We start from the raw sequence: 24,774 nt of genomic DNA, 5'->3' as shown, positions 1-24,774 counted from the left end.
TCCGGGCCGCTGCGCCGAGTCGGCGCAAGCGCGTGGGGCTGGCCGATTTGCCGAGGCGCCTGACGCGCCGCTCCGGAGCGGCGCGTCAGGCGCCCGTGGTCCGTCTCCCGCCGGCCCGAAGTTATTTAGGCTGGCCTAAATTACACTCCACGTATCTGCTTGGAGAACTCATGCCGACCCGTGGCGTTCGCGCCCGTTTTAGGCTAGCCTAAATTACACTTCTCAGACCGTATAGAAATACTTTTCAATTTTTAGGTCGGCCTAAAACTCGTGCTCCGACGAACATCATATCACCGCGCATCGCCCGAATATCGCTCTCGAACGGTCGCGGAGGCCGATTGAGATGGCGTACTCGGACGCCTCGAACCGCCGACTGCTAGACGCGCAGGCCGCCCGCGAATCGAGCGCGCGTAGCTATCCGCGCCACCTCCCGATGGCGATTCGGGAGGCCCGCGGGGTCGAGGTCGTCGACGCCGACGGGAACACCTACTACGACTGCCTCTCGGGCGCGGGAACGCTCGCGCTCGGACACAACCACCCCGTCGTGACCGAGGCCGTCGAAGAGGTGATGGCGGCCGACCGGCCGATGCACGCGCTCGACATCACGACGCCGACCAAGGAGGCGTTCGTCGACGCGCTGTTCGACAGCCTCCCCGACGAGTTCGCCGAGTCGGCGAGAATCCAGTTCTGTAGCCCGGCTGGCACCGACGCGGTCGAGGCGGCGCTGAAACTCACCAAGACCGTGACCGGCCGCCGCTCGGTCCTGTCGTTCCGCGGGGGCTACCACGGGATGACCCATGGCGCGCTCGGACTGATGGGCGACACCGACCCGAAGGCCGACATCCCGGGCGTCGGAGGGAACGTCCGCCACCTGCCGTACCCCTACCCCTACCGCTGTCCGTTCGGCGTCGGCGAGGCGAGCCACGAGGCTTCGAGTCGGTACGTCGAGCGACTCCTGGCCGACCCCGAGCGCGGGTTCACCGACCCCGCGGCGATGGTCCTCGAACCCGTCCAGGGCGAAGGCGGCGCGGTGCCCGCGCCAGACGAGTGGCTCCGCGAGATGCGCCGCATCACCCGCGAACACGAGATTCCCCTGGTCGTCGACGAGATTCAGACCGGCCTCGGCCGCACGGGCGACCTCTACGCCTTCGAGCGCGCGGGTATCACGCCCGACGTGGTGACGCTCTCGAAGGCCGTCGGCGGCGGACTGCCGCTGGCGGTGACCCTCTACGACGAGGAACTGGACGACTGGGAGGCGGGCGCGCACGCCGGCACGTTCCGGGGCAACCAGTTGGCGATGGCCGCCGGCCGAGCGACCATCGAGTACGTGGTCGAAAACGACCTGGCGAGCCACGCCGACCGGATGGGCGAACGCCTGCGCGGCCACCTCGACGCCGCGGCCGACCGGTTCCCCGAAATCGGCGACGTGCGTGGCCGAGGGCTGATGCTCGGCGCGGAGGCGGTCGACGCCGCCGCCGATTCCGACGAACTCGGTGCGTACCCGCCCGACTCCGACCTCGCGGCGGCGATACAGACCGAGTGCTTCGAGCGCGGACTCGTCGTCGAGCGCGGCGGCCGCGAGGGCGCGACGGTTCGGTTCCTCCCGCCGCTGGTCGTCTCGAAGGACGAAATCGGGGATATCGGCCGCATCTTCCGCGAGTCGGTCGCGGCGGCGGTCGAGGCCGCGACCACGGAGGCGCGATGAGCGTCGACGAACTCTTCCTCGGCACCGAGGCGGGCACCGACGCCTACCGGCGGGCGCTCGAACGCGCCGGCGAGACGGTCGCGGCGGCGGTCGCCGACCGCGACGGGCCGTACTCGGGGGCCGACCCCGCCACCCTCGCCGAGCGGTTCGCCGAAACCGAAGTGCTCCCCGAGGAGGGCGAGGGTCTCGACGCGATCCTCGCCGACGTCGGCGAGTCGGTGCTGTCGAACTCGGTCGGCGTCTCGGACCCCCGGTGTGTCGCCCACCTCCACTGCCCGCCGACGGTGCCCGGGATAGCGGCCGAGGCGCTGATAGCCGCGACGAACCAGTCGCTCGACTCCTGGGACCAGAGCCCTGCGGCGACCCACGTCGAACGCCGACTCGTCGACCTGCTCTGCGACCTGTTCGGGTACGGTCCCGAGGGTGACGGCGTGTTCACCAGCGGCGGCACCCAGTCGAACTTCGCGGCGCTCCTGCTGGCGCGCGACCGGTTCGTCCGCGACCGCTTCGGCCGCGACGCCAAGGCGCGCGGCCTGCCGCCGGAGGCCGAGTCGATGCGACTCCTCTGCTCGACGGATGCCCACTTCACCGCCGAGCAGGCCGCCGCCCACCTCGGACTCGGCGAGAACGCGGTCGTGACGGTCCCGACCGACGACGACCAGCGACTGGACCTCGACGCACTCGACGAGACGGTCGCCGACCTCCGCGAGCGCGGCCGCCGGCCGTTCGCCGTCGTCGGAACCGCCGGGACCACCGACTTCGGGCGCATCGACCCCCTGGAGGGACTCGCCGACCGCGCCGACGAACACGGCCTGTGGTTCCACGTCGACGCGGCCTACGGCGGCGCGCTCGCTCTCAGCGAGCGCCACCGCGAGAAGCTCGCAGGCATCGAGCGCGCCGACTCGCTGTCGGTGGACTTCCACAAGTTGTTCTACCAGCCGATCAGTTGCGGTGCGTTCCTCCTGCGGGACGGCGACGACTTCGAACTGATGGCGCGGTCGGCGAAGTATCTCAACCCCGAGGACGCCGACGGTCTCGGGCCGAACCTCGTCTCGAAGTCGGTCCAGACGACCCGGCGGTTCGACGCGCTGAAACCCTACGTCACCTTCCGGGCGCTCGGCCGCGAGCGGTTGGCCGAACTGGTCGAGTCGACGCTCGACCTCGCCGACGACGTGGCCGACCTGCTGTCGGCCGCGCCGGACTTCGAACTGCTCGCCGACCCGACGCTGAACGCGGTCGTCTTCCGGTACCGCCCCGCGGGCGTCGAATCGGACGCCCGGGTCGGCCGGCTCAACGCCGCGGTCCGCGAGGCCCTGCTCCTGAACGGCGACGCGGTCGTCGGCCGGACCGAGGTCGACGGCACGACCTGCCTGAAGTTCACCCTGCTGAACCCCCGGACGACGCTCGAAGACGTCGCCGCGGTGCTCGACCGAATCCGGAATCGCGCGAAAACCGTCTCCGCGACCCAGCGATTACCCAGTAACCGATGACAGTCCACGACCCAGAATCCGACGACCGAACTCCGGCGACTCCCGCGACCGTCGCGGAGTCCGCCACGTTGCACAGCTTCCTGAACTGCTACCTCCGCGAAACCGGCGACTACGAGGTCGTCGACGCGAGCGCGGTGCCGACGCCGACGCACGGCCGCGACCGGGCGATTCGCGCGCCGCTCCCCGACCAGGACGCGACGCTGTTCGTCCCGCTCCGGTATCGCTCGCCGACCGACCGCCACCTGTTCGCGCTTCCGGGCCACTACCGGGTCGGCGAGCGGACACTCGAACTCGACTCGGCGACGCTGGTGGCGCTCATCACCGCGGAACTGGCGGCCGCCCGCGACCGACCCTGCGACCGCGGGCGACTGCTCTCGCGGGTCGTCGATAGCCGCCGGAACGTCGCGCGGTTCGTCGCGGCCCGCCGAGACGACGCCGAACGACTGTACGGCTTCGATTCGACGTTCCGCGAGGCCGAGCAGTCGCTGGTGTTCGGCCACCTGCTCCACCCGACGCCGAAGAGCCGACAGGGAATCTCGCCCCGTCGTTCGCCGACGTACGCGCCCGAACTGGAGGGGTCGTTCGCGCTCCACTACTTCCGTGCCGACCCCGAACTCGTCTGGCAGGCCTCCGCGCGCGATGCGTCGGCGGTCGAGTGGGTGAAGGATACGCTCCGCGAGGACCCCGCGGTGTCCGAGTCGTTCGTCGCCGCCCACGTCGACGGCGACGACGCGCTCGTGCCGGTCCACCCCTGGCAGGCCGAGCACCTGCTCGCCCAGCCTCGCGTCCAGGAACTGCTGGGCGACGGCCTCGAACACCTCGGCGCGGTCGGCCGCGAGTTCCACCCGACTAGCTCGGTCCGAACGCTCTACGCGGCCGACGCGCCGTTCATGGTCAAGGGGTCGCTGAACGTCGAGATTACCAACTCCGAGCGGACCAACAAGCGCCCGGAACTCGAACGCGGCGTCGCCGTCGCGGAACTCCTGGAGACCGACCTCGGCGCGGAACTCCGGTCGAAGTTCCCCGACTTCGACGTAATCCGGGACCCGGCGGCGCTCACCCTCGACCTCGGGGACGGGGCAGCCGAATCCGGCTTCGAGGTGGTCCTGCGTGAGAACGTCTTCCGAGGGCCGGACGCCGAGAACGCCGCGCCGGTCGTCGCGCTCTGCCAGGACCGCATCGACGACGACGGCTCTCGACTCGGCGAGATCGTCGAGACGCTCGCCGAGCGGGAAGGACGCTCGACCGACGCCGTCAGCGAGGACTGGTTCCGGCGCTACCTCGACATTGCAGTGCGCCCGGTGCTCTGGCTCTACCTCGCGCGCGGCCTCGGCCTCGAAGCCCACCAGCAGAACGGCGTCCTCTCGCTCTCGGAGGGCTACCCCGACCGGTTCTACTACCGGGACAACCAGGGCTACTACTTCCCCGAATCGAAGTACGAGGAGCACGACGAGCGCCTCCCGGGCGTCGGCGAGCGCGCCGACACCGTCTGCCCGGACGCGGTGGCCGACGAGCGGATTCGCTACTACGTCGTGCTCAACAACTGCTTCGGGGTGATCAACGCCTTCGGGACCGCCGGCGTCGCCGACGAGCGCCGCCTGCTTTCGATGCTCCGGGACGAACTGGAGTCGCTCCGGCGGTTCGACCGCGAGTCGTCGTCGCTGCTGGACGACCTGCTCGAAGCCGAGACGCTCCCGTGCAAGGCCAACCTCCTCACGCGGCTCCACGACATGGACGAACTGGACGGGTCGCTCGAAACCCAGTCGGTGTACGCCGACGTCGACAACCCGCTCGTGACCGAACTCCCCGCGGAGGTGGCCCGATGACCGGCCCCGGCGGCGTTGTGGCCGCGCCGTACGAGTTCCAGCGCTACGACCCCGACATCGAGAAGACCGTCTCGCTCCGGCCGGCAGAGATGGCCGACCTCGGCCGCCTCCACGCCTGGTTGAACGAAGAGCACGTCCTGCCGTACTGGCGACTCGACGACCCGCTGCCGGTCTTCCGGGACGCACTCGCCGAGAAGCTCGCGGACGACCACATGACTCCCTACGTCGGCCACCTCGACCACGTGCCGATGAGCTACTGGGAGTGCTACTGGGCGGCCGACGACTCCGTCGCCGACCACTACGACGCCGACCCCGCGGACCAGGGCGTCCACCTACTCATCGGCCCGCCGGAGTACCTCGGCGAGGGCTACGCCGCGCCGCTCCTCCGGTCGGTCGCAGAGATGCAGTTCCGCCACGGCGAGACGGACCGCATCGTCGCGGAACCCGACGTCCGCAACGACGTCGTCCACCGCGTCTTCGAGCGCTGCGGCTTCGAGCACCGTCGCGAGATAGCGATGGACGAGAAGGATGCTCTGCTGATGGTCTGCGAGCGCGAGCGGTTCGAACGGGAGGTGGTGGCGTGAGCCGACCCGACGAGGCGAGTCGCGGGGACGCCGAGAACGCGAACGCCCGAGACGCCGAGCAGGTCGTAGACCTGCTCGGCGTCGGACTCGGTCCGTTCAACCTCGGACTCGCGGCGCTGCTCGACGGCGTCGACGAGACGGCCGTCGACGGAACGGGAGGTGACGGAGCGGCAGGCGACGGAATAGCGGTCGAGGGCGACGCCGACGGGTCGGTCGACGCCCTCTTCCTCGAACAGGACGCCGAGTTCGCGTGGCACGAAGGGATGCTCATCGAGGGGACGACGCTCGAAGTGCCGTTCCTCGCCGACCTCGTCACGCTCGCCGACCCGACGAACCCCCACAGTTTCCTCAACTACCTCCGCGAGCGCGGGCGAATCTACGAGTTCTACTTCTACGAGACGTTCCAGATTCCCCGCCAGGAGTACGACGACTACCTCCGGTGGGTCGCCGAGCGGCTCGAAAGCTGTCGGTTCGGCCGGCGCGTCGAGGACGTGCGCTGGGACGGTGACGCCGACCACTTCGTCGTCACCGCGTGCGACCCCGAGACGGGCGCCGAGTACGTCCACCGCGCTCGGAACCTCGCGCTCGGCGTCGGCAGTCGTCCCCAGATTCCGGAGGCCCTCCGGGGCCACCCCGAGGAGGACGTGTTCCACACCGCCGAGTACCGGTTCCGCCGCGACCGGTGTCTCGACGCCGACTCGGTCGCCGTGGTCGGGTCGGGCCAGAGCGCCGCCGAGGTGTTCCTCGACCTGCTGGACCGCCAACCGGAGGCCGGCTACCGCCTCGACTGGCTGACCCGCTCGCCGGGGTTCTTCCCGATGGAGTACTCGAAACTCGGCCTCCAGCACTTCGCGCCCGAGTACACCCGGTACTTCTACGACCTGCCCCGCGAGCGCAAGGACGAGATTCGGGCGGGCCAGGACCTGCTCTACAAGGGCATCGACCCCGATACCAGCGCGGCGATATACGACATGCTGTACGAACGGTCCGTCGGCGACCGCGACCCCGATGTGGGTCTTTTCGCCATGACGGAAGTCGGCGACATCGAGGCGATAGCGGGACGCTACCGCCTCGACTGCGAGCAGTGGCAGACCCGCGAGTCGTTCTCGCTCGACGCCGACGCGGTCGTCCTCGGCACGGGCTACGGTCGCCCGACGCCGGCGTTCCTCTCGCCCGTCGAGGACCGCATCTCCTGGGACGAGCGGGGGCGCTACCGCGTGACCGAGGACTACCGCCTCGTGACCGACCTGGCGGGCGACGTCTTCGTCCAGAACGGCGACCTCCACAGCCACGGCGTGGGCGCGCCCGACCTCGGCCTGGGCTGTTTCCGGAACGCCCGCATCGTCAACCGCCTGCTGGGCCGCGAGGTCTACCCCGCCGACGAGGACACCGTGTTCCAGGACTTCTCGGTCGAACAGTACGTCGAGCGCGCGCCCGGGGCCTCCCGGCGCGGCGTCGACGAACCGAACTCGCTCTCCCCCGACGACCCATGAACCCGAACGACCCAGACCTGCAGGACGCACTGACACCGGACGTGTGGACCACCGTGAGCCGACGGCTGCTGACGAAGATGCTCGCGGAGTTCGCCTACGAGGAGATACTCGACCCCGTTCCCGTCGCCAGTGGCGACGGCGACGAAGACGACGAAGACGGGGACGGAAACGGAAACCGGGACCGCACCCGCTACCGCGTCGAACTCGACGGCGCGACCTACCGGTTCGAGGCGACCGAGCGACTGATGGACAGCTATCGGGTCCACGGCGAAACCGTCGAGCGCCGGCCGGCCGGCGGCGAGTGGGCGGCCGCGACCGACCCGATTCTGCTCCTCCGGGACCTCGAGCGGTCGACCGACCTCGACGGCCTGACCGCGGGCAACCTCGTCCGGGAGTACAACAAGACGTTGCTCGCCGACGCCCAGATGGAGGCGCGCTCGCGGCGCCGCGAGGACTTCGACCCGACCGACCTCGACTACGCCCACCTGGAGGGCGAGATGACCGGTCACCCGTGGCTCACCTACAACAAGGGCCGCCTCGGGTGGGGTTACGAGGACGCGAAGGCGTACGCGCCCGAGCAGAAGGAACCCGTGACGCTCTCGTGGGTCGCCGTCAGCCGCGAGCAGGCGACGTTCGTCTCCGTCGACGGACTCTCGCACGACTCGCTGATCGAAGACGAACTCGGCGAGCACTACGGGACGTTCCGCGACCGACTCGCCTCGCGGGGGCTGGACCCCGACAACTACTACCTCGTGCCGGTTCACGACTGGCAGTGGGACAACAGCGTCGTCCCGCTGTTCCCGCGCGACGTCGCCAACGACGATATCGTCCCGCTCGGCGAGGGACCCGACGAGTACCTCCCCCAACAGTCGGTCCGGACGTTCGTGAACGTCGACCACGACCGCAAGCGCCACGTCAAACTGCCGATGCGCATCCTCAACACGCTCGTCTGGCGGGGGCTCCCCGGCGAGCGGACCGAACTCGCGCCGACCGTCACCGAGTACGTCAAGGGCATCTACGAGGACGACGAGTTCCTCCAGGAGCAGGGGCTGATTCTGCCCGGAGAGGTCGCGGGCGTCAACTACGACCACGAGGACTTCGCCGCCATCGACGGCGCGCCGTACCAGTACCTCGAACTGCTCGGGGCGGTCTGGCGCGAGAGCGTCTACACCTTCCTCGAAGACGACGAGCGCGTCGTCACTCTCGCGGCGCTGACCCACGTCGACGGCGACGGCGTGGCGTACCTCACGCGACTGGTCGAGCAGTCCGGACTGACCGTCGAGGAGTGGCTCGAGGAGTTCTTCGACGTCGTGCTCCCGCCGCTGCTGCACTTCCTCTACAAGTACGGGACGGTGTTCTCCCCGCACGGCCAGAACGCGATGCTCGTCCTCGACGACGACGGCGCGCCTCGTCGCCTCGCGGTCAAGGACTTCGTCGACGACGTGAACGTCAGTGACCGGCCGCTGCCCGAACTGGAGGCGCTCCCGGACGAGGTCCACGACGTGCTCCGGAAGGAGCCGCCGGAGGGGCTGTGTCAGTTCATCTTCTCGGGGCTGTTCGTCTGCGTCCTCCGGTACGTCGCCGACGTGCTGGAAGTCCACCACGGCTACGACGAGGAGCGGTTCTGGACGCAGGCCCGCGAGACGATACTCGCCTACCAGGCGCGGTTCCCCGAACTGGAGGACCGCTTCGAACTGTTCGACCTGCTCCGGCCGGAGTTCACGAAGCTCGCGCTCAACCGGAACCGCCTGTTCGACTACGGTTACGACGACGCCGAGGGTCGGCCCCACGCGTCGGAACACGGCACCGTCCGGAACGCACTCCACGAGGTGGCAGACGAGTAGGCGCACGCTGTGGGCGCGACGGCGCGGGCACGCCCGCGCCGTCGCGTCCGTATCGGTCCGTCGTCCGTGTATTACCGTCGTCGGTCCGGCGTCCGTCGTCCGTGCGATTTATGTGCGCCGACCCCCGAGATTCGACCGCGACGATTTTGGCCGGCCTAAACCGAACCCATTATATGCTTTTAGGCTGCCCTAAACCATATGAGCAGAAAATCCGACGATAGTTCGACGCGGCGACGATTCCTCGTGGGCGGCGCTGCGGTCGGCAGCGCGCTGCTGGCTGGCTGTACCGGCGGGGAAGGGAACCAGGGGACCACCGAGTCCACCACCCAGGACTCCACGACCACCGCGAACGCGACGACCCAGGCCACGACCGAGGGGAGCGAGACGACCCAGAGCGGCGGGTCGTACTCCGTCTCGATGCCGCCGGTCGGGAAGGTCACCTTCGACTCGGTGCCGAAGAAGTGGGTGGCGAACAACGGGAGTTGGGCCGACATGGGCGTGGCGCTCGGCGTCGAACCGCCGAAGGGCGTCTGGCTCACCTCGCGGTACCACACCAAGTACTACGACGAGATTCCCGGCGTCTCCGTCGACAAGAGCAAGATGACCGACCTCTACAGCGACGGGGTGAGCAAGGAGGTGTTCTACCAACTCGACGCCGACGTCCACGTCATCGACCCCAACTTCCTGATGAACCGGTTCAAGGGCTGGGAGCAGAAAGACATCGACGAGATATCGAACAAGGTCGGCCCCTTCTTCGGCAACAGCATCTTCTCGACCGGCTACAAGTGGCACGAGGGCTACCCCTACCTCTCGCTGTATGAGGCCTTCGAGAAGCTCTCGAAGGTGTTCCAGCGCACCGACCGCTACGAGAAGTTCGCCTCGCTCCACGACGAGTTCCAGTCGAAGGTGTCCAAACTGCCCCCGAAGGCCAAGAAGGACCGGCCGCGGGTCGCCATCGTCTGGGCCTCGGGCAACCAGCCCGAGTCGTTCTCGCCGTACCTCATCGGCGAGGGTACCAGCTTCAAGCAGTGGCGCGACCTGAAGGTCCGGGACGCGTTCGCCGAAACTGACGTGAAGGACTTCCACTCCAGCCGCGGGAAGATCGACTACGAGACGCTGCTGCAGATCGACCCCGACGTGCTGCTCTGCCGGGGCCACGAGTCCCAGACCGCCAAGGAGTTCCAGAACACGGTCGTCTCGTTCATGAAGGACCACCCGACCGCGAGCGCGCTCACCGCAGTGAAGAACGGCGACGTCTACCGCGGCGGTCCGCTCTACCAAGGCCCCATCACGAACCTCGTGGTGACCGAGCGCGCGGCCAAGCAGGTCTACCCCGACGCCGCGAGCGGAAAGAAGCTCTACGACCGCAAGCGTGTCGCCGACATCGTGTCGGGCGACGCGTAGAGCCGTGTCCGAAGAAACCGCGACCGCGGCGCGACGTGAGGGTCGACTCGGCTGGCTCGACGGCTCGCTGGTCACCGTGGCGCTCGCCAGCGTTGCCATCACCGTGGTCGCCGGCCTGGTGCAGGTCAGCTTCGGCACGTACACGATGAGCCTCGCGACCGCCTGGCACGCGGTGTTCGACCCGCAGGTCGTCTTCGACCCACAGGCGTGGCGGGCGTTCCTCTTCGGCGCGGAGGTGCCCGAGATGAGCCGCGAGAGCCTGGTCGTCTGGACGATTCGGCTCCCGCGGGTGTTCGTGGCGGCGTTCGTCGGCGCGAACCTCGCGGTGTCGGGCGCGATATTCCAGGCGGTCACCCGGAACGAACTGGCGAGTCCGTACGTCCTCGGCGTGAGTTCCGGGGCGGGACTGGCCATCCTGCTCGCGCTCGTCGTGTTCACCGGGCTGACGTCGTACATCCCGCTACTGGCTGCGCTGGGCGGGACGGCGGCGTTCCTGCTCGTCTACGCCATCGCGTGGCAGGGCGGCACCAGTCCGGTGCGACTCGTGCTCGCGGGCGTCATCGTCAGCACGGTGTTCAACTCGCTCCAGACCGGCGTGTTCTACTTCGCCGAGGACCTCGGCGCGGTCCAGAGCGCCATCGCGTGGACGACCGGGTCGCTCACGGGCGTCGACTGGGAGCAGGTCCGGGTCGTCGCGCCGTGGACGGCGCTGACCATCCCCATCGCGCTGTTCTCCTCGCGGCAGTTGAACGTCCTGCTGCTCGGCGAGCGCACCGCCCAGAGCCTCGGCATGTCGGTCGAATACGTGCGATTCGGCGTCTCGGCGGTCGCCATCGTCCTCGCGGCCGCGAGCGTCGCCGTCGCAGGACTGGTCGGCTTCGTCGGCCTCGTCGTCCCCCACATGGTCCGGACCGTCGTCGGGAGCGACTACCGGCGCGTGCTCGTCGGGTGCGTGTTCGCGGGGCCGGCGCTCGTCGTCCTCGCCGACGTGGGCGCGCGACTCGCGCTCAGCACCCAGATTCCGGTCGGCATCGTCACCGGCGTCATCGGCGGGCCGTACTTCCTCTACCTGATGCGCAAGAAGGGCGCGGTCGGCAACCTCTGAGGGCGAACGAGCGCGTCGAAGACGTCGACGGGACGGCCCCGTCAACGCGAATCTTTTCGAGGCCCGAATCGAGAATTGAACGCGAGCGGAGCCTGGAGGACGAGAGCGGTCGCTTCGCGAGACGCTGTTCGAGGAGTAGCGCGGGCGTCGATTTCTGGAAAATGTGCGGCGGGTCGACTCGGTCGCTACTTCGGGAACTCGCCCTCGTGGCACTCGTGGTGGTGTTCGTTCACCGTGCTCTCGGCCGCTGTTCCGTCGGTTCGCTGGTCGGCTTCGTGGAGGCCGCCGCAATCGACGTCGGGGGTGCCCCCGTCGGCGACTGCGACTCCCCCAGTCGCACTTCCCAGGAGCGCCAGGACGACCGTCGCGGCGACGAGTACGCGTACCGTTTTCATCTAAATTTCCTCGTTCGAACGGTCTCGCCCTGACGGAAAGGCGATTCTGGTACGATTATCGAAGAACGTGTCCGAAGCGATTCTCGTTCGTGCGCCGGGAACGGATACCGAAAAACGACGGTCGCGGCGACCGCCGGCCTACAGCGAGCGCCGCGGGACGATTTCCGGGTCGGGCGTGTACTCGACCGCCGCGTCGACCGCGAACACGTCGGCGAGCAGTTCCTCGGTGACGACCTCCCGGGGCGGCCCCCAGTCGTACACCTCGCCGTCGTCGAGCGCGACGAGGTAGTCGGCGAACCGCGCGGCCTGGGCGATGTCGTGGAGGACGACCCCGACCGTGACGCCCTCGCGCTCGTTGAGCGACCGGACGACCTCCATCACGCGGAGTTGGTGGTGGAGGTCGAGGAACGTCGTCGGTTCGTCGAGCAGGAGTACGTCCGTCTCCTGGGCGAACACCATCGCGATCCAAGCGAGCTGTTTTTGCCCGCCGCTCAGTTCGCCGAGTTCGGCGTCCCGGATGTCGTCGACGCCGGCGAGTTCGATGGCGCGCTCGACCGCCTCGCGGTCGGCGTCGGTCACCGACTCGAAGAAACCGCGGTGGGGGTAGCGGCCGTGGTAGATCAGGTCCTCGACGGTGATGCTCTCCGGCGCGTCGTTCTCCTGGGACAGCAGGCCGAGCCGTCGGGCGAGTTCCTTCTCGCCGAACTCCCGAATCTCGCGTCCGTCGAGCACGACAGACCCGTCGTCGGGTTCGAGGTGGTTCGACAGCGCCTTCAGCAGGGTCGACTTGCCCGAGCCGTTCGGCCCGACCAGCGCCGTGATCTCTCCCTCGGGGAGGTCGATTCGCCCGCACTCGACCACCGGTTCGGCCGCTTCGCCGTACGAGAGCGCCAGCGACTCGCCGTGGAGCGCGGTTTCGCCGCCGTCGGCCCCGATGTCGGTCGCGCCGTGTCCGAGCACCGCCCTCTCGGTCTTGGCCTCGGCCTCGGTCTCGTGGTCGGCGTCAGTCGACACGGGACGGGAACCTCCGGTCCCGGTCGCAGTCGGTCGGTCGTTCTCCCGGCCACTCGCTCATACTCCACGGTTTAGGCAGACCTAATCTTAAGCCTTGGTGTCTTCGGTCGGTCGCGTTTATAAAGGCTCGGCGGAAGTGGGCGCGTTTCGCGTTTCACCGAATGTCTATCTTCGTCGCGTTCCGCTCCGCGCGGGCCTCCAGTCGTCGCACGCGCTCGTCGGTCGCGGGGTGCGAGGAGAGCAGTTCGGTGAGCCAGCCCTCCTCGTCGCCCCGGACGTACAGCGGCGAGAGCGGGCCGAGTCGGGGCTGGGACGCGCGTTCTATCTTCCTGAGCGCCGAAACCAGCGCACGCGGCTTGCCCGTCACCGCCGCCGCGCGGTCGTCGGCCGCGAACTCCCGGCGCCGCGAGTGGGCGAGCAACAGCAGGGTGAACGCCGACAGGCCGAGCACGACGACCTGCCCGACGCGCCGGTGGAACTCCGCCAGCGGCGCGGTCGCCCGGTCGGCCGGGCGACCGCCGAGCCACGCTCGCGCGCGGGCGACTCCGACTCCGAGCAGGACCGCCGGGAGCGAAATCAGTACCAGCGGCCAGACCAGCGACTGACCCAGGCTGTACGCCAGCGTCTGAACCAGACTGTCGTTGCTCTCGAGGTGCGAGAGTTCGTGGGCGAGGATGGTTTCGAGTTCGTCGGCGGTCAGCAGTCGGAACAGCGCCCGGTCGAGCACCACGAACCCCCGGTTCGTGCTCCCGAGCGCCATCGCGTTCGGGACCGGCATCCGGGCGACGGCGAGCGTCGGCGGCGAGACGCCCATCGACTCGCTGAGCCGGTCGAGCCGCCGGTAGACCTCCGGTGCGCGACCCCGCGGCAGTTCGGTCGCGCCGAGTCGCGCCAGCAGTTGGCCGGTCCCGAACCGGTAGCTCACGTAACTGAACGCCATCGTCAACGCGACGGTCAGGACGGCGACGGTGACCAGGTCCCGGCGGGCGCGCCAGAGCGACGCGAGAAACTCGGCGGCGAGGAGCGCGGCGACGCCGTACAGCACCAGCGACGCCGCTCCGACCACGACCATCAGGGCGCGCGCTCCGACACTGCACATGCGCTCACGTTCGGTCCCGAACCAAGAAACGGCTTCGGGTCGGTCGTTCGCGACCGACCCGAAGCCGTTTCCCGGTCGGTTTCGGCGACGCGATTCGGCCGATGGATTGAGTGGCCGGTACGTCGTCTCCGGTCGGCATGGAAGCTGTCACGGCCGACGGCGAGCGAATCGAGTGCGACGAAGTCGAAGAGGGCGGCGAGGGTCTGGTCTGCTTCTACGACGACCGAATCGTGGGCTACGTTCCCTACGACGAACTCCGGTACGTAGCCGAGACGCGCGTGCCGGTCACCTCCAGTAGCGTCCGGAGCATCGGGTACGACCGCGACGACGAGACGCTCGAAATCGAGTTCCAGAGCGGCGGCGTCTACCGCTACTTCGACGTCGCCCAGGAGACGTACGAGGAGTTCGTCGGCGCGCGCTCCCACGGCGGGTACTTCCACGAAAACCTCCGCGGGAAGTACGACTACCGTCGAGTTCGGTGACGGTGGGCGTTCCGGGGACCGTCACGGTCAGGTTAGGTCACGGTGACTACCCGAACTCCGCCGCGACGCCGGTCGGAGGGACGAGCGATTCGGAAACGCTATCGGGACCGGCCATCACGCCGGGAGTATGCTTCGCCGCCCTCCCCTCTCGCGCCGAGGTTTCGCCGGTATCGCCGTCGTCGCGTGTCTCCTCGTCGCCGGTTGCGCCGCGCCCACCGCGTCGCGACCGCCGGCGTCCGAGACGACGTACGTCGCGAACGAGACGGTCGCGCAGTACACGTCGCTCGACAATCTCGAACCGAACGAGCGCCCGCACGGACTCCGGATTCGCAACGACGAATCCGAGTCGGTCGTCGTGACGGTGCGCGTCGAGCGCGAGGGCGCGGTCGTCATCGAGCGCGCGTACGAACTCGCCCCGGGCGCGGTGGTCGCGGGACGGCTCACCTACGAGGCGAACTACACGGTGACGGTCGCGCACGCCAACCGACTGGAGATGGTCGAACTGTCGCGGTCGACGTTCGACTGTAACCACTCGGGCACCGAGGTCGCGGTTTCCGAGTGGGGCATCGACTCCGGAACGGGTTCGACGCTGGCGTACTGCCCTGAAGACCCGCCGGGCGACGACTGACGCGGCGTCGGCCTACCCGCTGAACTCCGAGTAGGAGACGGCTCCCTGCTGGACGATGGTCTGCTCCGACGGGACGTTCCCGTCGGGCGGGTTCCCCTCGACGCCGCCGGGTTCGCCGCAGACGATGCGGCCGACCATCCCCAGCGTCTTGTGCGGGATGCAGAAGTAGTCGTAGGTGCCGGTCGTCTGGAAGGTGTGGTCGAACGACGACCCCTTCCCGGTGAGAGTGCCGCTGTCCCACGGTTCGGCGCCGTCGGGAATCCGGGTCACCGACGCCGAGTCGATGCTCTGGTGGTACGCCGTCGAGGAGTGGGCTCCGCTCTCGATGACGAACGAGACGGTGGTCCCCGGTTCCACGAACAGGCCGATAGGGTCGAAGTAGTAGTTGCTCCCCTGCGAAACCATCCTGACGGTGTTCGTCGTGCCGCCTCCGCCGCCACCACCCTGAGTCGTCTGCGTCCCCGTCGCGGTTCCCGTCTCCGTTCCCCCCACGGTTTCGTTCCCGTCAGCGGTCGCGGTCGTTCCGGTTTCACCGGTCGTTCCGGTTTCGCCGGGCGACTGTCCCGGAGCGGTACAACCCGCGAGCGCCCCCACCGTCGCTACGCCGGTCGCTTCGAGAAACGTGCGTCGCTTCATACCGTCCGCTAGCGGCGGCGGCGGAATAACGGCTTTGCCCGCGTCGGGAGTTACGGTCGGCTTACGAGTCGCGAGGCGTGACGCTAACGCTCCCGTCGGCCGCCACGGCCACCTCGTATCCGGCGTAGTCGAAGGTGACCGCCGGGTCGGTCGAGTCGGGAAGCGACGCGACGAGTTCGTCCAGCGCCTCCGGGTCGAGGACGGTTCCGAGCGGCGGGGTCAGCTCTGTCGGCTCGACGCCTTCGGCCGCCGCGACGCGCTCGACGACGGTCCAACTCGCGCCTTCCAAGTAGGTTTCCATACGTGACACGACACCGCTCACGTCGGCTACTCTGCACCCGTCGACAATAAACGTTCCACGAGACACGTTCACGTAGGACTCGGGAGGCACGGCCCGATGCGCTCGAAGCAGTCGAAGCAGTCGGAGACGCTATCGCTCCCGTCGGAGTCGGGATGGGTCGCCGTCGTCCAGCGTCACCGGTCGGTCGAACGCCGCCACGAGGTCGAGGCTCGTCTCGACGTGGTCGGTGACCCGCGGAATCGTCGCGAGCCCGCCGGCCAGCGCAAGCAGGACCACGAGTTGGTCGGCCAAGTGGGCGTCGACCGCCGCCTCGGTTTCGTCCAGAAACGCCAGCGCGGCGTCGGCGGCCTCCCGGCCGACCGCCGCGGCGGGCCTTCCCCGCTCGCCGAGCGCGTCGAACCCCGCGGTCGTCTCCGCGAAGTCGAGCGCGACCGTCACGCCCGCGCCGGGCGACGCCGTCTCGACGGCTGCGGTCGTTCGCTCGCCGACTGATAGCTCCGACGACGACTCGGCTTCGAGTCGCTCGACGGCGGCGTCGGCCAGTCGGTCCGCGACGCCCCGGTCGGCGAGATCGGCCGAGGCCTTCGCGTGGACTCGCGCCCCGTCGAGCGACCCGCGCTCGGTCAGTTCGAGCGGAGGCGGCGACGACGGTGCGAGCCAGAGCGTCGCCTCGCCTCCGCCCGCGGGATAGTAGCCCGTCTCCGCCAGGTCGACCGCGGCGTGGAGGCCCCACTGCCGGAGTAGCGGGAGTTTCACCCGGCGGTAGTACGGCATCGGCGGCGACCACTTCACGTCGGTGCCCCCGCGCGCGGTCAGTCCGACCGGCGCGTCGAGGGCGAGCGCCAGCGGCACCACCGCGTCGAACACCAGCGACACGCTTCCGGCGGTGCCGACCTCGATCTCGTGGCGCCCGCCGGCGAGGCGATCCGGCCGGAACGTCAGCGTCTCGGAGCCGAGTTCGGCGCCGTCGACGGTCGCCCCGCAGACGCTCGCGACCGCGCGAACCGCCGCGAGGTGCTGGTGTCGGAGGCCGGGGTTCGGCCGCGCACCCCGAATCCCGATCATCCGGAACGGCGTGTTGGTCGCCGCCGAGAGCGTGAGTGCCGTCCGCACGAGCTGGCCGCCGCCGGCCGACCCGTCGAGTTCGAGCAGGGATTCGGTCTCGCCGTCGTCCATCCTCAGCGGTTCGACCGGCCGACCGCTTGAAGGTACCGGGACCCGCTGGTCGCGTTCGGAGCGTCGTCCGCGACCCACCGCTCGCCGCCGGTCGCCTCCCGTTGGCGCGCCGTGACGTGCGCTTCGCGCTCGCGGCGCGCGGGTCGACCGAGGCGGCGTTCGACCGCTTCGACCCGGTCGTCGCTCCGCCGTCGTCGGCTCCGGTCGTCGTCGATCTCCAGCGAGGTGACGACGCGCCGGTCGTCGACCGCCCGGTGGGCGGCCTCGGCGGCGGCGAACACTTCGCTCGCGTCGTCGGCCTCGATGACGGTGTCGGTCGCCGTGGTCTCGTAGGTCACGTCGAAGCGGTCGAGCGCCTCGACCGCTCGGGCGACGGCGTCGGACATCCCCCGCTCGCGGGTCGGAATCACTTCGAGTCGTGCGATGGCGGTCATGGTCCCTCTCCGGAAGCCGTACGCCGACGGTCGGTAAAGGGCTTTTTTCGGGGGCGCGACAGAGAGTCGGACTGACAGGCCGTCCCCCGGCCGCGAAGGTCGCGCGACCCTCTCAGCCTGGACTCCGGAGCAACGGTTACTACGACCGGACGCGTACCCCGTCCGGGGAAACCACGATGAGCAGACGGAGGGTAATCCGAAACCGCGAGGAGCGCCGCGAGAGCTACCTCCGGGAACTGGAGTCGCGAGTCGACCGCCTGGAGTCGGAGGTGGCGTGGCTCCGGCGGGCCGTCCAGATCGACGGCGAGCGGAACGACCACCTCGTGATGGGGCCGTGTCCGAGGTGCGCGGTGGGCGTGCTCGCCCGGCAGAACGATAGACTCGAGTGCAGCGACTGCGGTTACAGTCGCTTCCTGTAGCCGCGCCGACGCCGGACCGCCGCCGTGGCGGGTTCGCGGCGCCGGTCCGGCACGAGACTTTTTCGTCGCTCCGTCCGAACCGTCGACCGTGATACGAAACCGCGAGGACCTCGCGACGACGCCGGCCCGCGACCTCGCGCTGGCGTGCGTCGAGGCGGGCGTCGCCGCGGCCCGGCCCCGAACGGTCGTCGCCGCGAGCGTCTCGCTCGCGGATGAGACGCTGACCGTCGCGGGCGAGGCGTACGACCTCGGCGACTACGAGTCGGTCGTCGTTCTCGGCGGCGGCAAGGCCGCCGCCGGCGTGGCGGCCGAACTCGAAGCGCTCCTCGGCGACCGCGTCGACCGCGGCGCGGTCGCGGTCGACGACGCCGACTCGGCCGACGCTCGCGACTGCAACCGAATCGAGGTGCTGGAAGGCGACCACCCGATTCCGAGCGAGCGCGGCGTCGCGAGCGCGCGCCGCGTCCTCGAACTCGCCGACGACGCCGACGAGGAGACGCTGGTGCTGGCCGCCATCACGGGCGGCGGGAGCGCGCTGTTGCCCGCGCCCGCCGAGGGCGTCTCGCTGGCCGACCTGCGGGCGACCACCGCCGACCTGCTGGAGAGCGGTGCGACCATCGACGAGGTCAACGCGGTCCGAAAGCACCTCTCGGCACTGAAGGGCGGCCGACTCGCCGCGCGCGCCGCGCCGGCGACGGTCGTCGGTGTCGCGCTGAGCGACGTGGTGGGGAACGACCTCGGGACCATCGCCAGCGGGCCGCTCTCGCCCGACGAGACGACCTTCGCCGACGCGCTGGACGTGCTCGACCGCTACGACGTCGACGCACCCGCCGCCGCGCGCGACCGACTTCGCCGCGGGCACCGCGGCGAAGTCGCGGAAACGCCGAAGCCGGACGACCGAGCGTTCGAGCGCGTCGCGGTCCACGTTCTCGCCGACGGGAAGACGGCGCTCGACGCCGCGGCCGACGTCGCCAGCGAGCGCAGTTACGCGTCCCTAATACTCTCCTCGCGGATTCGCGGGGAGGCCCGCGAGGCCGCGAAGACCCACGTCGCCGTGGCCGAGGAGTCGCTGGCCACCGGCGACCCGGTCGAACCGCCCGCGGTCGTCCTCTCGGGCGGCGAAACCACGGTGACGGTCCGTGGCGACGGGGAGGGCGGCCCCAACCTGGAGTTCGCACTCTCTGCCGCGCTCGAACTCGGCGTCGGCGAGGTCGTCCTCGCCAGCGTCGACACCGACGGACGGGACGGCGGAACCGACGTCGCGGGCGCGATAGTCGACGCCGGAACGGTCGGCGGGCGAATCGACTCGGACGGCATGTCGTTGTCGGCGGGCGCCGCGCGCGCGGCGCTCGCCGACAACGACGCGCTCTCGGCGCTGGCCGACGCGGGGTGTCCGATTCGGACCGGCCCGACCGGGACGAACGTCGACGACCTGCGGGTGCTGGTGGTCGAGGCCGAGCACGACGGGTGACGAGCGGCACGTCCCCCGAAAGGTCGGCCGGGCGCGAGCGTCAGCGGGCCGAGGAACGGAGTCCCGCGGCTTTCGCCTCCGCTCGCTCGACCACCGACGCCTCGCCCGCGAACTCGATTCGCACGACGTCGTCGGCGTAGGTCACGTCCTCGACGTCGGCGCGGTCGTAGAGCCACGACACGAGACTCATCGCCTCGCCGTCGTTCGGCAGTTCGAGGGTCGCCTCCCGGAGGTCGGGGAGCACTGTCGCGATTCGGTCCCGGAGGGCGTCGAGTCCGTCGCCCTCGGTCGCGCTGACCGCCACGGGGTCGGGCGCGAGGTCGGCGACGGCGTCGGCCCTGGCCCGGAGTTCGTCGGCGTCGAGCAGGTCGACCTTGTTGAAGACCGTGAGGGCGTTCTCCGGAGCCGCTCCCTCGTCGCCGAGGAGGTCGAGGCAGGTTTCGAGCTTTCGGCGGAGTTCGGCCGGCGGGTCGGCGGCGTCGACGACCAGCGCGACGCAGTCGGCGTCGTGGGTCGCCGAGAGCGTCCCGTGGAACGACTCGACCAGTTCGGTGGGCACGTCGTCGACGAACCCCACGGTGTCGGTCGCCAGCGTCCGGTGGCCGCCGACGGTCGCCCGCCGGGTCGTGGTTTCGAGCGTCTTGAACAGTCGGTCCTCGATTTCGGCGGTGGCCGAGAAGTCGGCGTGGTCGGCCTCGCGTTCGGCGAAGTCGAGGTCGTCGGCGAGGCGGTGCAACAGCGTCGACTTTCCGGCGTTGGTGTAGCCGACCAGCGCGACGAACTCGAAGCCTTCCTCCCGCCTGCGCTCGCGACGGGCCGCGGCGTCGTCGGCGAGGTCGTCCAGTTTGCGGGTGAGTTCGTCGATGCGGTCCCGAACGTCGTAGTAGCGCGTCCCCGACTCGGTGAAGCGGTTCATCGCCTGCTCGTCGTCGGACTCCCGGATGCGCGGGAGGTCCCACGCCAGTTTGGCGCGCTCTGCCTGGAGCGTCGCCCGTTTGCTCCCGGCTTGCTCCTCGAAGATGTCGAGGACGAGGCGGTAGCGGTCGACGACCGCAGTGCCGTCGGGACACCGCGCGGCGAGTTCGCACGTCTGGGTCGGCGTGAGTTCGTTGTCGAACACGACCGTCGTGGCACCGGTCGCGGCGACGGTCGCCGCCAGTTCGTCGGCCTTTCCGGGTCCGAACTGGAGACCGGGGTGTTCGGCGCGGGTCTGGGTCACTTCGCCGACGACCGAGTAGCCCGCCGCCTCGGCGAGCGCCCGGATTTCGTCGGTGTCCGCCGGGCCGTCGTCGGCCCGCTTTGCGAGTACTGCGTCTGTTGATTGCATCGTGATGTGTGAGTGGTGGCGTCTGCTCGTCGCTGCCCCGACCGAATCCAAACGAAGCGAACGCGCCGTCCGCCGCGAGGTCGACGACCTCGCGGCGGACGGCGCGTTCGCGCGACCGAAACGACGACCGGACCGGATTGCGCCCGCGGGCGAGTCGTCCGAGGTGAGCGAGTCGTCGCTCGCGGGCGGGGTGCCCGCGAGCGAACGCGGCGCTTCGCCGAGTGTAGAACGCCGGCGCTGCGCGAAATACGCTCTATCGGCGGCACGGTACCGACCGACTCACGGCCGACTCGTCGCCGCGGACGCGAACCCGGTCAACGGAAGCAGAAAACGGTCTCCATACGACCTGACCCTGAATTGTTCGGTATTCATCATAAACGTTGGGGTCGTTCGGAACCGCGCTCGTCGGTCGGCGTGCGGTCCCGGGAACCCTCGACGGCCGGCTCGACTTCCGGCCGTCGAGGGTTCCCGGGACCGCCAAACGCCTTTGTACCAGTTCGTCGTAGCCCGGTCGAGGGTTTCCATGGCAGACAGAGCATTCGACTTCCTGCACCACAACGACCGACCCGAGAAACCGAGAGAGAAGGGAATCACCGAGATTCGCGGGCCGTACTACGACCCGATGGGGCCGAGGGAACTGCGCGACATCCTCGAAACGATGGGCCGGTACGTCGACATCTACAAGTTCAGCGGCGGATCGTTCGCGCTGATGCCCGAGGACGCCGTCCGCGAACTCATCGACGTCTGCCACGAACACGACGTGCGCGTGTCGACCGGCGGGTTCATCGAGAACGTCCTCGTCCGCGACCACGACAAGGTCGAGCGGTACGTCGAGGAGGCGGAGAACCTCGGTTTCGATATCGTCGAGATCTCCAGCGGGTTCCTCGCGACCGGCACCGACGACATGGTGGCGCTGACCGAGATGGTCCAGGAGTACGACGTCAAACCCAAACCCGAAATCAACGTCCAGTTCGGCGCGGGCGGCGCCTCCGACCCCGAGGAACTGGAGCGCGGCGGCCAGCAGAGCCCCGAGCAGGCCATCGAAGAGGGCAGGCGCCACCTGGAGGCGGGCGCCGACCTGCTGATGGTCGAAGCCGAGGGTATCACCGAGGAGGTCAAGGAGTGGCGCACCGACGTCGCCTACCAGATTGCAAACGAACTGGGCATCGAGAACCTGGTGTTCGAGGCGCCCGGCCCGGAGATGTTCGAGTGGTACATCAAGAACTTCGGGCCGAACGTCAACCTGTTCGTCGACAACTCCCAGATCGTCGAACTCGAGTGCATGCGCTCGGGCCTCTGGGGCAAGATCAGCAGTTGGGGCCGGACCGTCACGTACAGTCGGGAGTGACGCCGGAGGACGCCAGAGGACGCCGGCGAAGACGCCGAACCACCGACTGGTCGACCTCTCCGGCGAAGCGTTCGTCGGTCCAAATTTCGCCGTCTGACCCCGACTAGTCGGCCGCTCTGGAATATCTTTTGACAAATACTGCCAGTAATCCTTTATTCCGGAGACGCGAATCGTACGTCATGTATCATCGTCGCCGAACCGGGAGGGCGGAGGGAAGTCCCCCCCGATGAGGGTCAGCTATCAGGTGGCGAACCCGAAACACGGAAGCGAGTCCTACCTCCTCCGGTTCGAGGACGACGGCGTCGGCGGACAGACCGCGTGCGTCCTGTTCGACTCGGGAACCGGCGTCGACGTGGAGGCGCTGCTCGGCGACGACGAGTATCTCACCGCGGTCTTTCTCACCCACGCTCACCTCGACCACTACGCGACGCTGACCGAGACGCTCCGGGACGGCGCGCCGGTGTACGCCTCGCGCCCGACCGCGGAGATGCTCGGAAACGTCTTCTCGGAGGGCGAGAAGCACTACGACGTCGGCGACCACGACGACGTCCTCGACGCCCTGACGCCGCTCGACGACTGGGAGTCGTTCGCGCCGAACCTCGAAGCCCGACCCGTTCCGGCGGGCCACGCGCCCGGCGCCGCCGGGTTCGTCGTCTGCTTCGTCGACGGCGGCCAGCGCAACCACGTGCTGGTGACCGGCGACTTCACGAAGCGGGGCATCGCCGGGTACCCCGGACTGCCGACGACCTACCCCGAGGACGTCGACGTGCTGGTCGTCAACGGTTCGACGACCGACGGGTACGGCGAGACGCTGACCGACGCGCTCGCGACCACCCTCCAGCGCGCCGAATCGGGGTCGTCGGTGCTGGTCACCGCGAGCGGCCTCACCGGCGCCGCCTTCGGCTACCAGTTCGCCCACCTCTGCGACCACCTCGACGCCCGCGTCCCCGTCACGCTGGCCGGCCAGGTCGCCAAACTCTACGACGACCTCGACTACGCCGCGCCGACCGTCGAGGCGGTCCCGGTGTTCGACGACCCCGCGGCCCTCCTCGAACGCGGGGGCGTCACGGTCGCGGGACCCGAAATCCCGGTCGAGGGAAGCGCCAGACACCTCTTCGACGAAATCGAGGGCGACGCCGCCGCCACGCTGGTCCAGTTGGTCGGCGGCGCGACCGACCCGGTCGAGTCGGCGGGGTGTACGGTCTACGACTACGAACTGGTCAACCACCCCGGCGTCTCGGTCGTCGACGACCTCGTGGCCGACCTGGACCCGATTCACGTCGTGGTCGGCCACGGCACTCGGCGGTCGCTCGAACGGTACCGGGGCCGGTACGACGACGGCTTCGTCTGGTTGAGCGAGGGCACGGACGAACACGTCCTCTACGACGACGGACGGTGGACCGCCCCGCCGTGGCTCAACCAGTCGGCGGTGAAGGCCATCCGCGCCCAGGACTGGCGGCACAACGGCGCGCGCGGAAGCGCCGGCGGCGACTGGGGGTCGGTCCCGTCGGTCGAACGCCGCGATGCCCCCGACCTCGCGGCCGAGGGCGTCGCGCTCGACCGACTCGAAGAGCGGTTTCTGCGTTCCCGGGAGTCCGGTCGCGGGTCGGCGTCGGCCGGCGACGCGTCGCCGGTCGACGCTTCGGGTGCGGCCGACGACCCTGGGACTGCGAATGCGGAGACGGCGAACGCGGGGAACGCCGCCGACGCGGAGTCCGGACCCGACGGGACGACGGCCAAAGCGGACGGCGGCGCGCGCGGCGGGTCGGGCGCACCGGGAGCGCGAACCCCGGACGACGAGGAGTTCCGCGAGGAAGTGCTCGACCGCCTCGACGCCGTCGAGACGCGATTGGCGGGCGAGCGGGTCCGGGCCCGCGTCGTCGACGCGGGCCCGGACGTGACGATGCTCCGACTCCTGGATGAGTCGGACCTCGCCCACGACGAGGAGGTCGCCGTCGTCGTGCTGGACGAGTGACCGTCACCCGCCGACGGTCGACGATTCCGGCCGGTGGTCATGGTCTGCGATTACGGTTCGCGATTACAATCTACGGTCGGCGAGCGGTCGCCCGCGGCGACCGCTCGCTCGGCGATTGCGGTTCGACGGCGTCGCTCGCTGGCAAACGGTGTCACGAGAGCGAAGCCGTCGAGAAGGGCGGTGTCCCCCGACACCCGATTCGGAGAACTCAGACCGAAACCGAGGATTCCTCGTGGAGGTGACCGCTCTCCCAGTCGCGGCGGGCCTGAATCTCGCGGGTGCCGCGGTCGGTCAGCACGTAGAAGTTGGTCCGGCGGTCGCGCTGGCCCTTCTCGACCAGGCCCTTCTCGACCAACGTGTCGAGGTTCGGATACAGACGGCCGTGATGAATTTCCTTCTCGTAGTAGTTTTCGAGTTCCTCCTTGATCGCGAGTCCGTGAGGCTCGTCCCTGCCGGCGATGACGTACAGGAGATCCCGCTGGAAACCAGTCAGGTCGTGCATGGAATACGTGAGATGATAGTTACCGTCTAGTTATAAACTTGTTGGCCGTTAAGAACGGTTCCCCGATTCGACACTATCGTTAGCTACGTATTCGGGAGAAATATTCCAATTGGATG

23 protein-coding genes are annotated in these 24,774 nt (G+C 69.2%); 14 read left to right on the top strand and 9 right to left on the bottom strand.

All coding sequences use genetic code 11. From position 1 onward, the window contains the following. The first annotated feature begins 343 nt into the window (after positions 1–343). The 8 genes from NGM07_RS20790 to NGM07_RS20755 all read left to right on the top strand — a co-directional run bounded on the left by NGM07_RS20790 (position 344) and on the right by NGM07_RS20755 (position 11,451). On the top strand, positions 344–1,705 hold the full coding sequence (locus NGM07_RS20790; RefSeq protein WP_253520915.1) for a diaminobutyrate--2-oxoglutarate transaminase: 1,362 nt from the start codon (positions 344–346) through the stop codon (positions 1,703–1,705). Next, complete coding sequence (locus NGM07_RS20785) at positions 1,702–3,195, top strand: pyridoxal phosphate-dependent decarboxylase family protein (RefSeq protein ID WP_253520912.1); 1,494 nt, start codon at positions 1,702–1,704, stop codon at positions 3,193–3,195. The genes NGM07_RS20790 and NGM07_RS20785 overlap by 4 nt, the downstream gene beginning before the upstream one ends. Continuing rightward, complete coding sequence (locus NGM07_RS20780) at positions 3,192–5,021, top strand: IucA/IucC family protein (RefSeq protein ID WP_253520910.1); 1,830 nt, start codon at positions 3,192–3,194, stop codon at positions 5,019–5,021. Before NGM07_RS20785 ends, NGM07_RS20780 begins: the two co-directional genes overlap by 4 nt. Further along, positions 5,018–5,605, top strand: a complete 588-nt coding sequence (locus tag NGM07_RS20775) for a GNAT family N-acetyltransferase (protein ID WP_253520907.1) — start codon at positions 5,018–5,020, stop codon at positions 5,603–5,605. Before NGM07_RS20780 ends, NGM07_RS20775 begins: the two co-directional genes overlap by 4 nt. Before the next feature lie 71 nt (positions 5,606–5,676). Then, entirely contained in the window at positions 5,677–7,098 is a 1,422-nt protein-coding gene (locus NGM07_RS20770; RefSeq protein ID WP_253521191.1) for a lysine N(6)-hydroxylase/L-ornithine N(5)-oxygenase family protein, read from the top strand. Beyond that, positions 7,095–8,942 (top strand): IucA/IucC family protein, encoded by a 1,848-nt coding sequence (locus NGM07_RS20765; protein ID WP_253520905.1) that lies wholly within the window; start codon positions 7,095–7,097, stop codon positions 8,940–8,942. Before NGM07_RS20770 ends, NGM07_RS20765 begins: the two co-directional genes overlap by 4 nt. 198 nt (positions 8,943–9,140) lie before the next feature. Then, a complete protein-coding gene (locus tag NGM07_RS20760) occupies positions 9,141–10,346 on the top strand; it encodes an ABC transporter substrate-binding protein (protein ID WP_253520903.1) in 1,206 nt (401 codons plus the stop codon). A gap of 4 nt (positions 10,347–10,350) precedes the next feature. Beyond that, the gene (locus tag NGM07_RS20755) at positions 10,351–11,451 is read left to right on the top strand and encodes a FecCD family ABC transporter permease (RefSeq protein WP_253520900.1); all 1,101 of its coding nucleotides are present in this window, start codon (positions 10,351–10,353) and stop codon (positions 11,449–11,451) included. 185 nt (positions 11,452–11,636) lie between these two features. Here the strand turns inward: NGM07_RS20755 and NGM07_RS20750 are convergent, their stop codons facing one another. The 3 genes from NGM07_RS20750 to NGM07_RS20740 form a co-directional block, all read right to left on the bottom strand. Further along, on the bottom strand, positions 11,637–11,846 hold the full coding sequence (locus NGM07_RS20750) for a hypothetical protein (RefSeq protein ID WP_253520897.1): 210 nt from the start codon (positions 11,844–11,846) through the stop codon (positions 11,637–11,639). 138 nt (positions 11,847–11,984) lie between these two features. Continuing rightward, entirely contained in the window at positions 11,985–12,806 is an 822-nt protein-coding gene (locus NGM07_RS20745; protein ID WP_253521190.1) for an ABC transporter ATP-binding protein, read from the bottom strand. A gap of 208 nt (positions 12,807–13,014) precedes the next feature. Continuing rightward, a complete protein-coding gene (locus NGM07_RS20740; RefSeq protein WP_253520894.1) occupies positions 13,015–13,959 on the bottom strand; it encodes a M48 family metallopeptidase in 945 nt (314 codons plus the stop codon). Positions 13,960–14,096: 137 nt separating this feature from the next. On the opposite strand from NGM07_RS20740, the gene NGM07_RS20735 reads away from it, so the two are divergent. Further along, positions 14,097–14,441 (top strand): KTSC domain-containing protein, encoded by a 345-nt coding sequence (locus tag NGM07_RS20735; protein WP_253520892.1) that lies wholly within the window; start codon positions 14,097–14,099, stop codon positions 14,439–14,441. A 127-nt stretch (positions 14,442–14,568) separates the two neighbouring features. Further along, entirely contained in the window at positions 14,569–15,069 is a 501-nt protein-coding gene (locus NGM07_RS20730; protein ID WP_253520890.1) for a hypothetical protein, read from the top strand. Between the two features lie 12 nt (positions 15,070–15,081). Here the strand turns inward: NGM07_RS20730 and NGM07_RS20725 are convergent, their stop codons facing one another. From NGM07_RS20725 to NGM07_RS20710, 4 genes are all read right to left on the bottom strand, one after another. Next, the gene (locus NGM07_RS20725) at positions 15,082–15,705 is read right to left on the bottom strand and encodes a plastocyanin/azurin family copper-binding protein (RefSeq protein WP_253520887.1); all 624 of its coding nucleotides are present in this window, start codon (positions 15,703–15,705) and stop codon (positions 15,082–15,084) included. 61 nt (positions 15,706–15,766) lie between these two features. Continuing rightward, positions 15,767–16,006: a HalOD1 output domain-containing protein gene (locus tag NGM07_RS20720; protein WP_253520884.1), complete on the bottom strand. Its 240-nt coding sequence runs from the start codon at positions 16,004–16,006 to the stop codon at positions 15,767–15,769. A 129-nt stretch (positions 16,007–16,135) separates the two neighbouring features. Beyond that, on the bottom strand, positions 16,136–17,182 hold the full coding sequence (rtcA, locus tag NGM07_RS20715) for an RNA 3'-terminal phosphate cyclase (RefSeq protein WP_253520882.1): 1,047 nt from the start codon (positions 17,180–17,182) through the stop codon (positions 16,136–16,138). Positions 17,183–17,184: 2 nt separating this feature from the next. After that, on the bottom strand, positions 17,185–17,616 hold the full coding sequence (locus tag NGM07_RS20710; protein WP_382195496.1) for a thiamine-binding protein: 432 nt from the start codon (positions 17,614–17,616) through the stop codon (positions 17,185–17,187). Between the two features lie 176 nt (positions 17,617–17,792). Between NGM07_RS20710 and NGM07_RS20705 the strand changes: the two genes are divergently transcribed. Together NGM07_RS20705 and NGM07_RS20700 are read left to right on the top strand one after the other, a co-directional pair. Further along, positions 17,793–18,035: a hypothetical protein gene (locus tag NGM07_RS20705; protein WP_253520879.1), complete on the top strand. Its 243-nt coding sequence runs from the start codon at positions 17,793–17,795 to the stop codon at positions 18,033–18,035. Between the two features lie 88 nt (positions 18,036–18,123). Next, positions 18,124–19,506 (top strand): glycerate kinase type-2 family protein, encoded by a 1,383-nt coding sequence (locus tag NGM07_RS20700; RefSeq protein ID WP_253520877.1) that lies wholly within the window; start codon positions 18,124–18,126, stop codon positions 19,504–19,506. 40 nt (positions 19,507–19,546) lie between these two features. Here NGM07_RS20700 and hflX read toward each other — a convergent pair whose 3' ends face one another. After that, positions 19,547–20,833, bottom strand: coding sequence for a GTPase HflX (gene hflX / locus NGM07_RS20695; protein WP_253520875.1), 1,287 nt, complete (start codon positions 20,831–20,833; stop codon positions 19,547–19,549). A 523-nt stretch (positions 20,834–21,356) separates the two neighbouring features. On the opposite strand from hflX, the gene NGM07_RS20690 reads away from it, so the two are divergent. Together NGM07_RS20690 and NGM07_RS20685 are read left to right on the top strand one after the other, a co-directional pair. Then, entirely contained in the window at positions 21,357–22,181 is an 825-nt protein-coding gene (locus tag NGM07_RS20690) for a phosphosulfolactate synthase (RefSeq protein WP_253520872.1), read from the top strand. A 226-nt stretch (positions 22,182–22,407) separates the two neighbouring features. Beyond that, entirely contained in the window at positions 22,408–24,156 is a 1,749-nt protein-coding gene (locus NGM07_RS20685; RefSeq protein WP_253520870.1) for an MBL fold metallo-hydrolase, read from the top strand. A 208-nt stretch (positions 24,157–24,364) separates the two neighbouring features. On the opposite strand, the gene NGM07_RS20680 is transcribed toward NGM07_RS20685, so the two are convergent. Then, positions 24,365–24,658, bottom strand: coding sequence for a PadR family transcriptional regulator (locus tag NGM07_RS20680; protein ID WP_253520867.1), 294 nt, complete (start codon positions 24,656–24,658; stop codon positions 24,365–24,367). Positions 24,659–24,774: the final 116 nt, after the last annotated feature.

Source organism: Halorussus vallis (assembly GCF_024138165.1).
Lineage (GTDB): Archaea > Halobacteriota > Halobacteria > Halobacteriales > Haladaptataceae > Halorussus > Halorussus vallis.
Note: the sequence above shows the minus strand (reverse complement) of the source record. Positions and strands in the feature narration are given on the sequence as shown.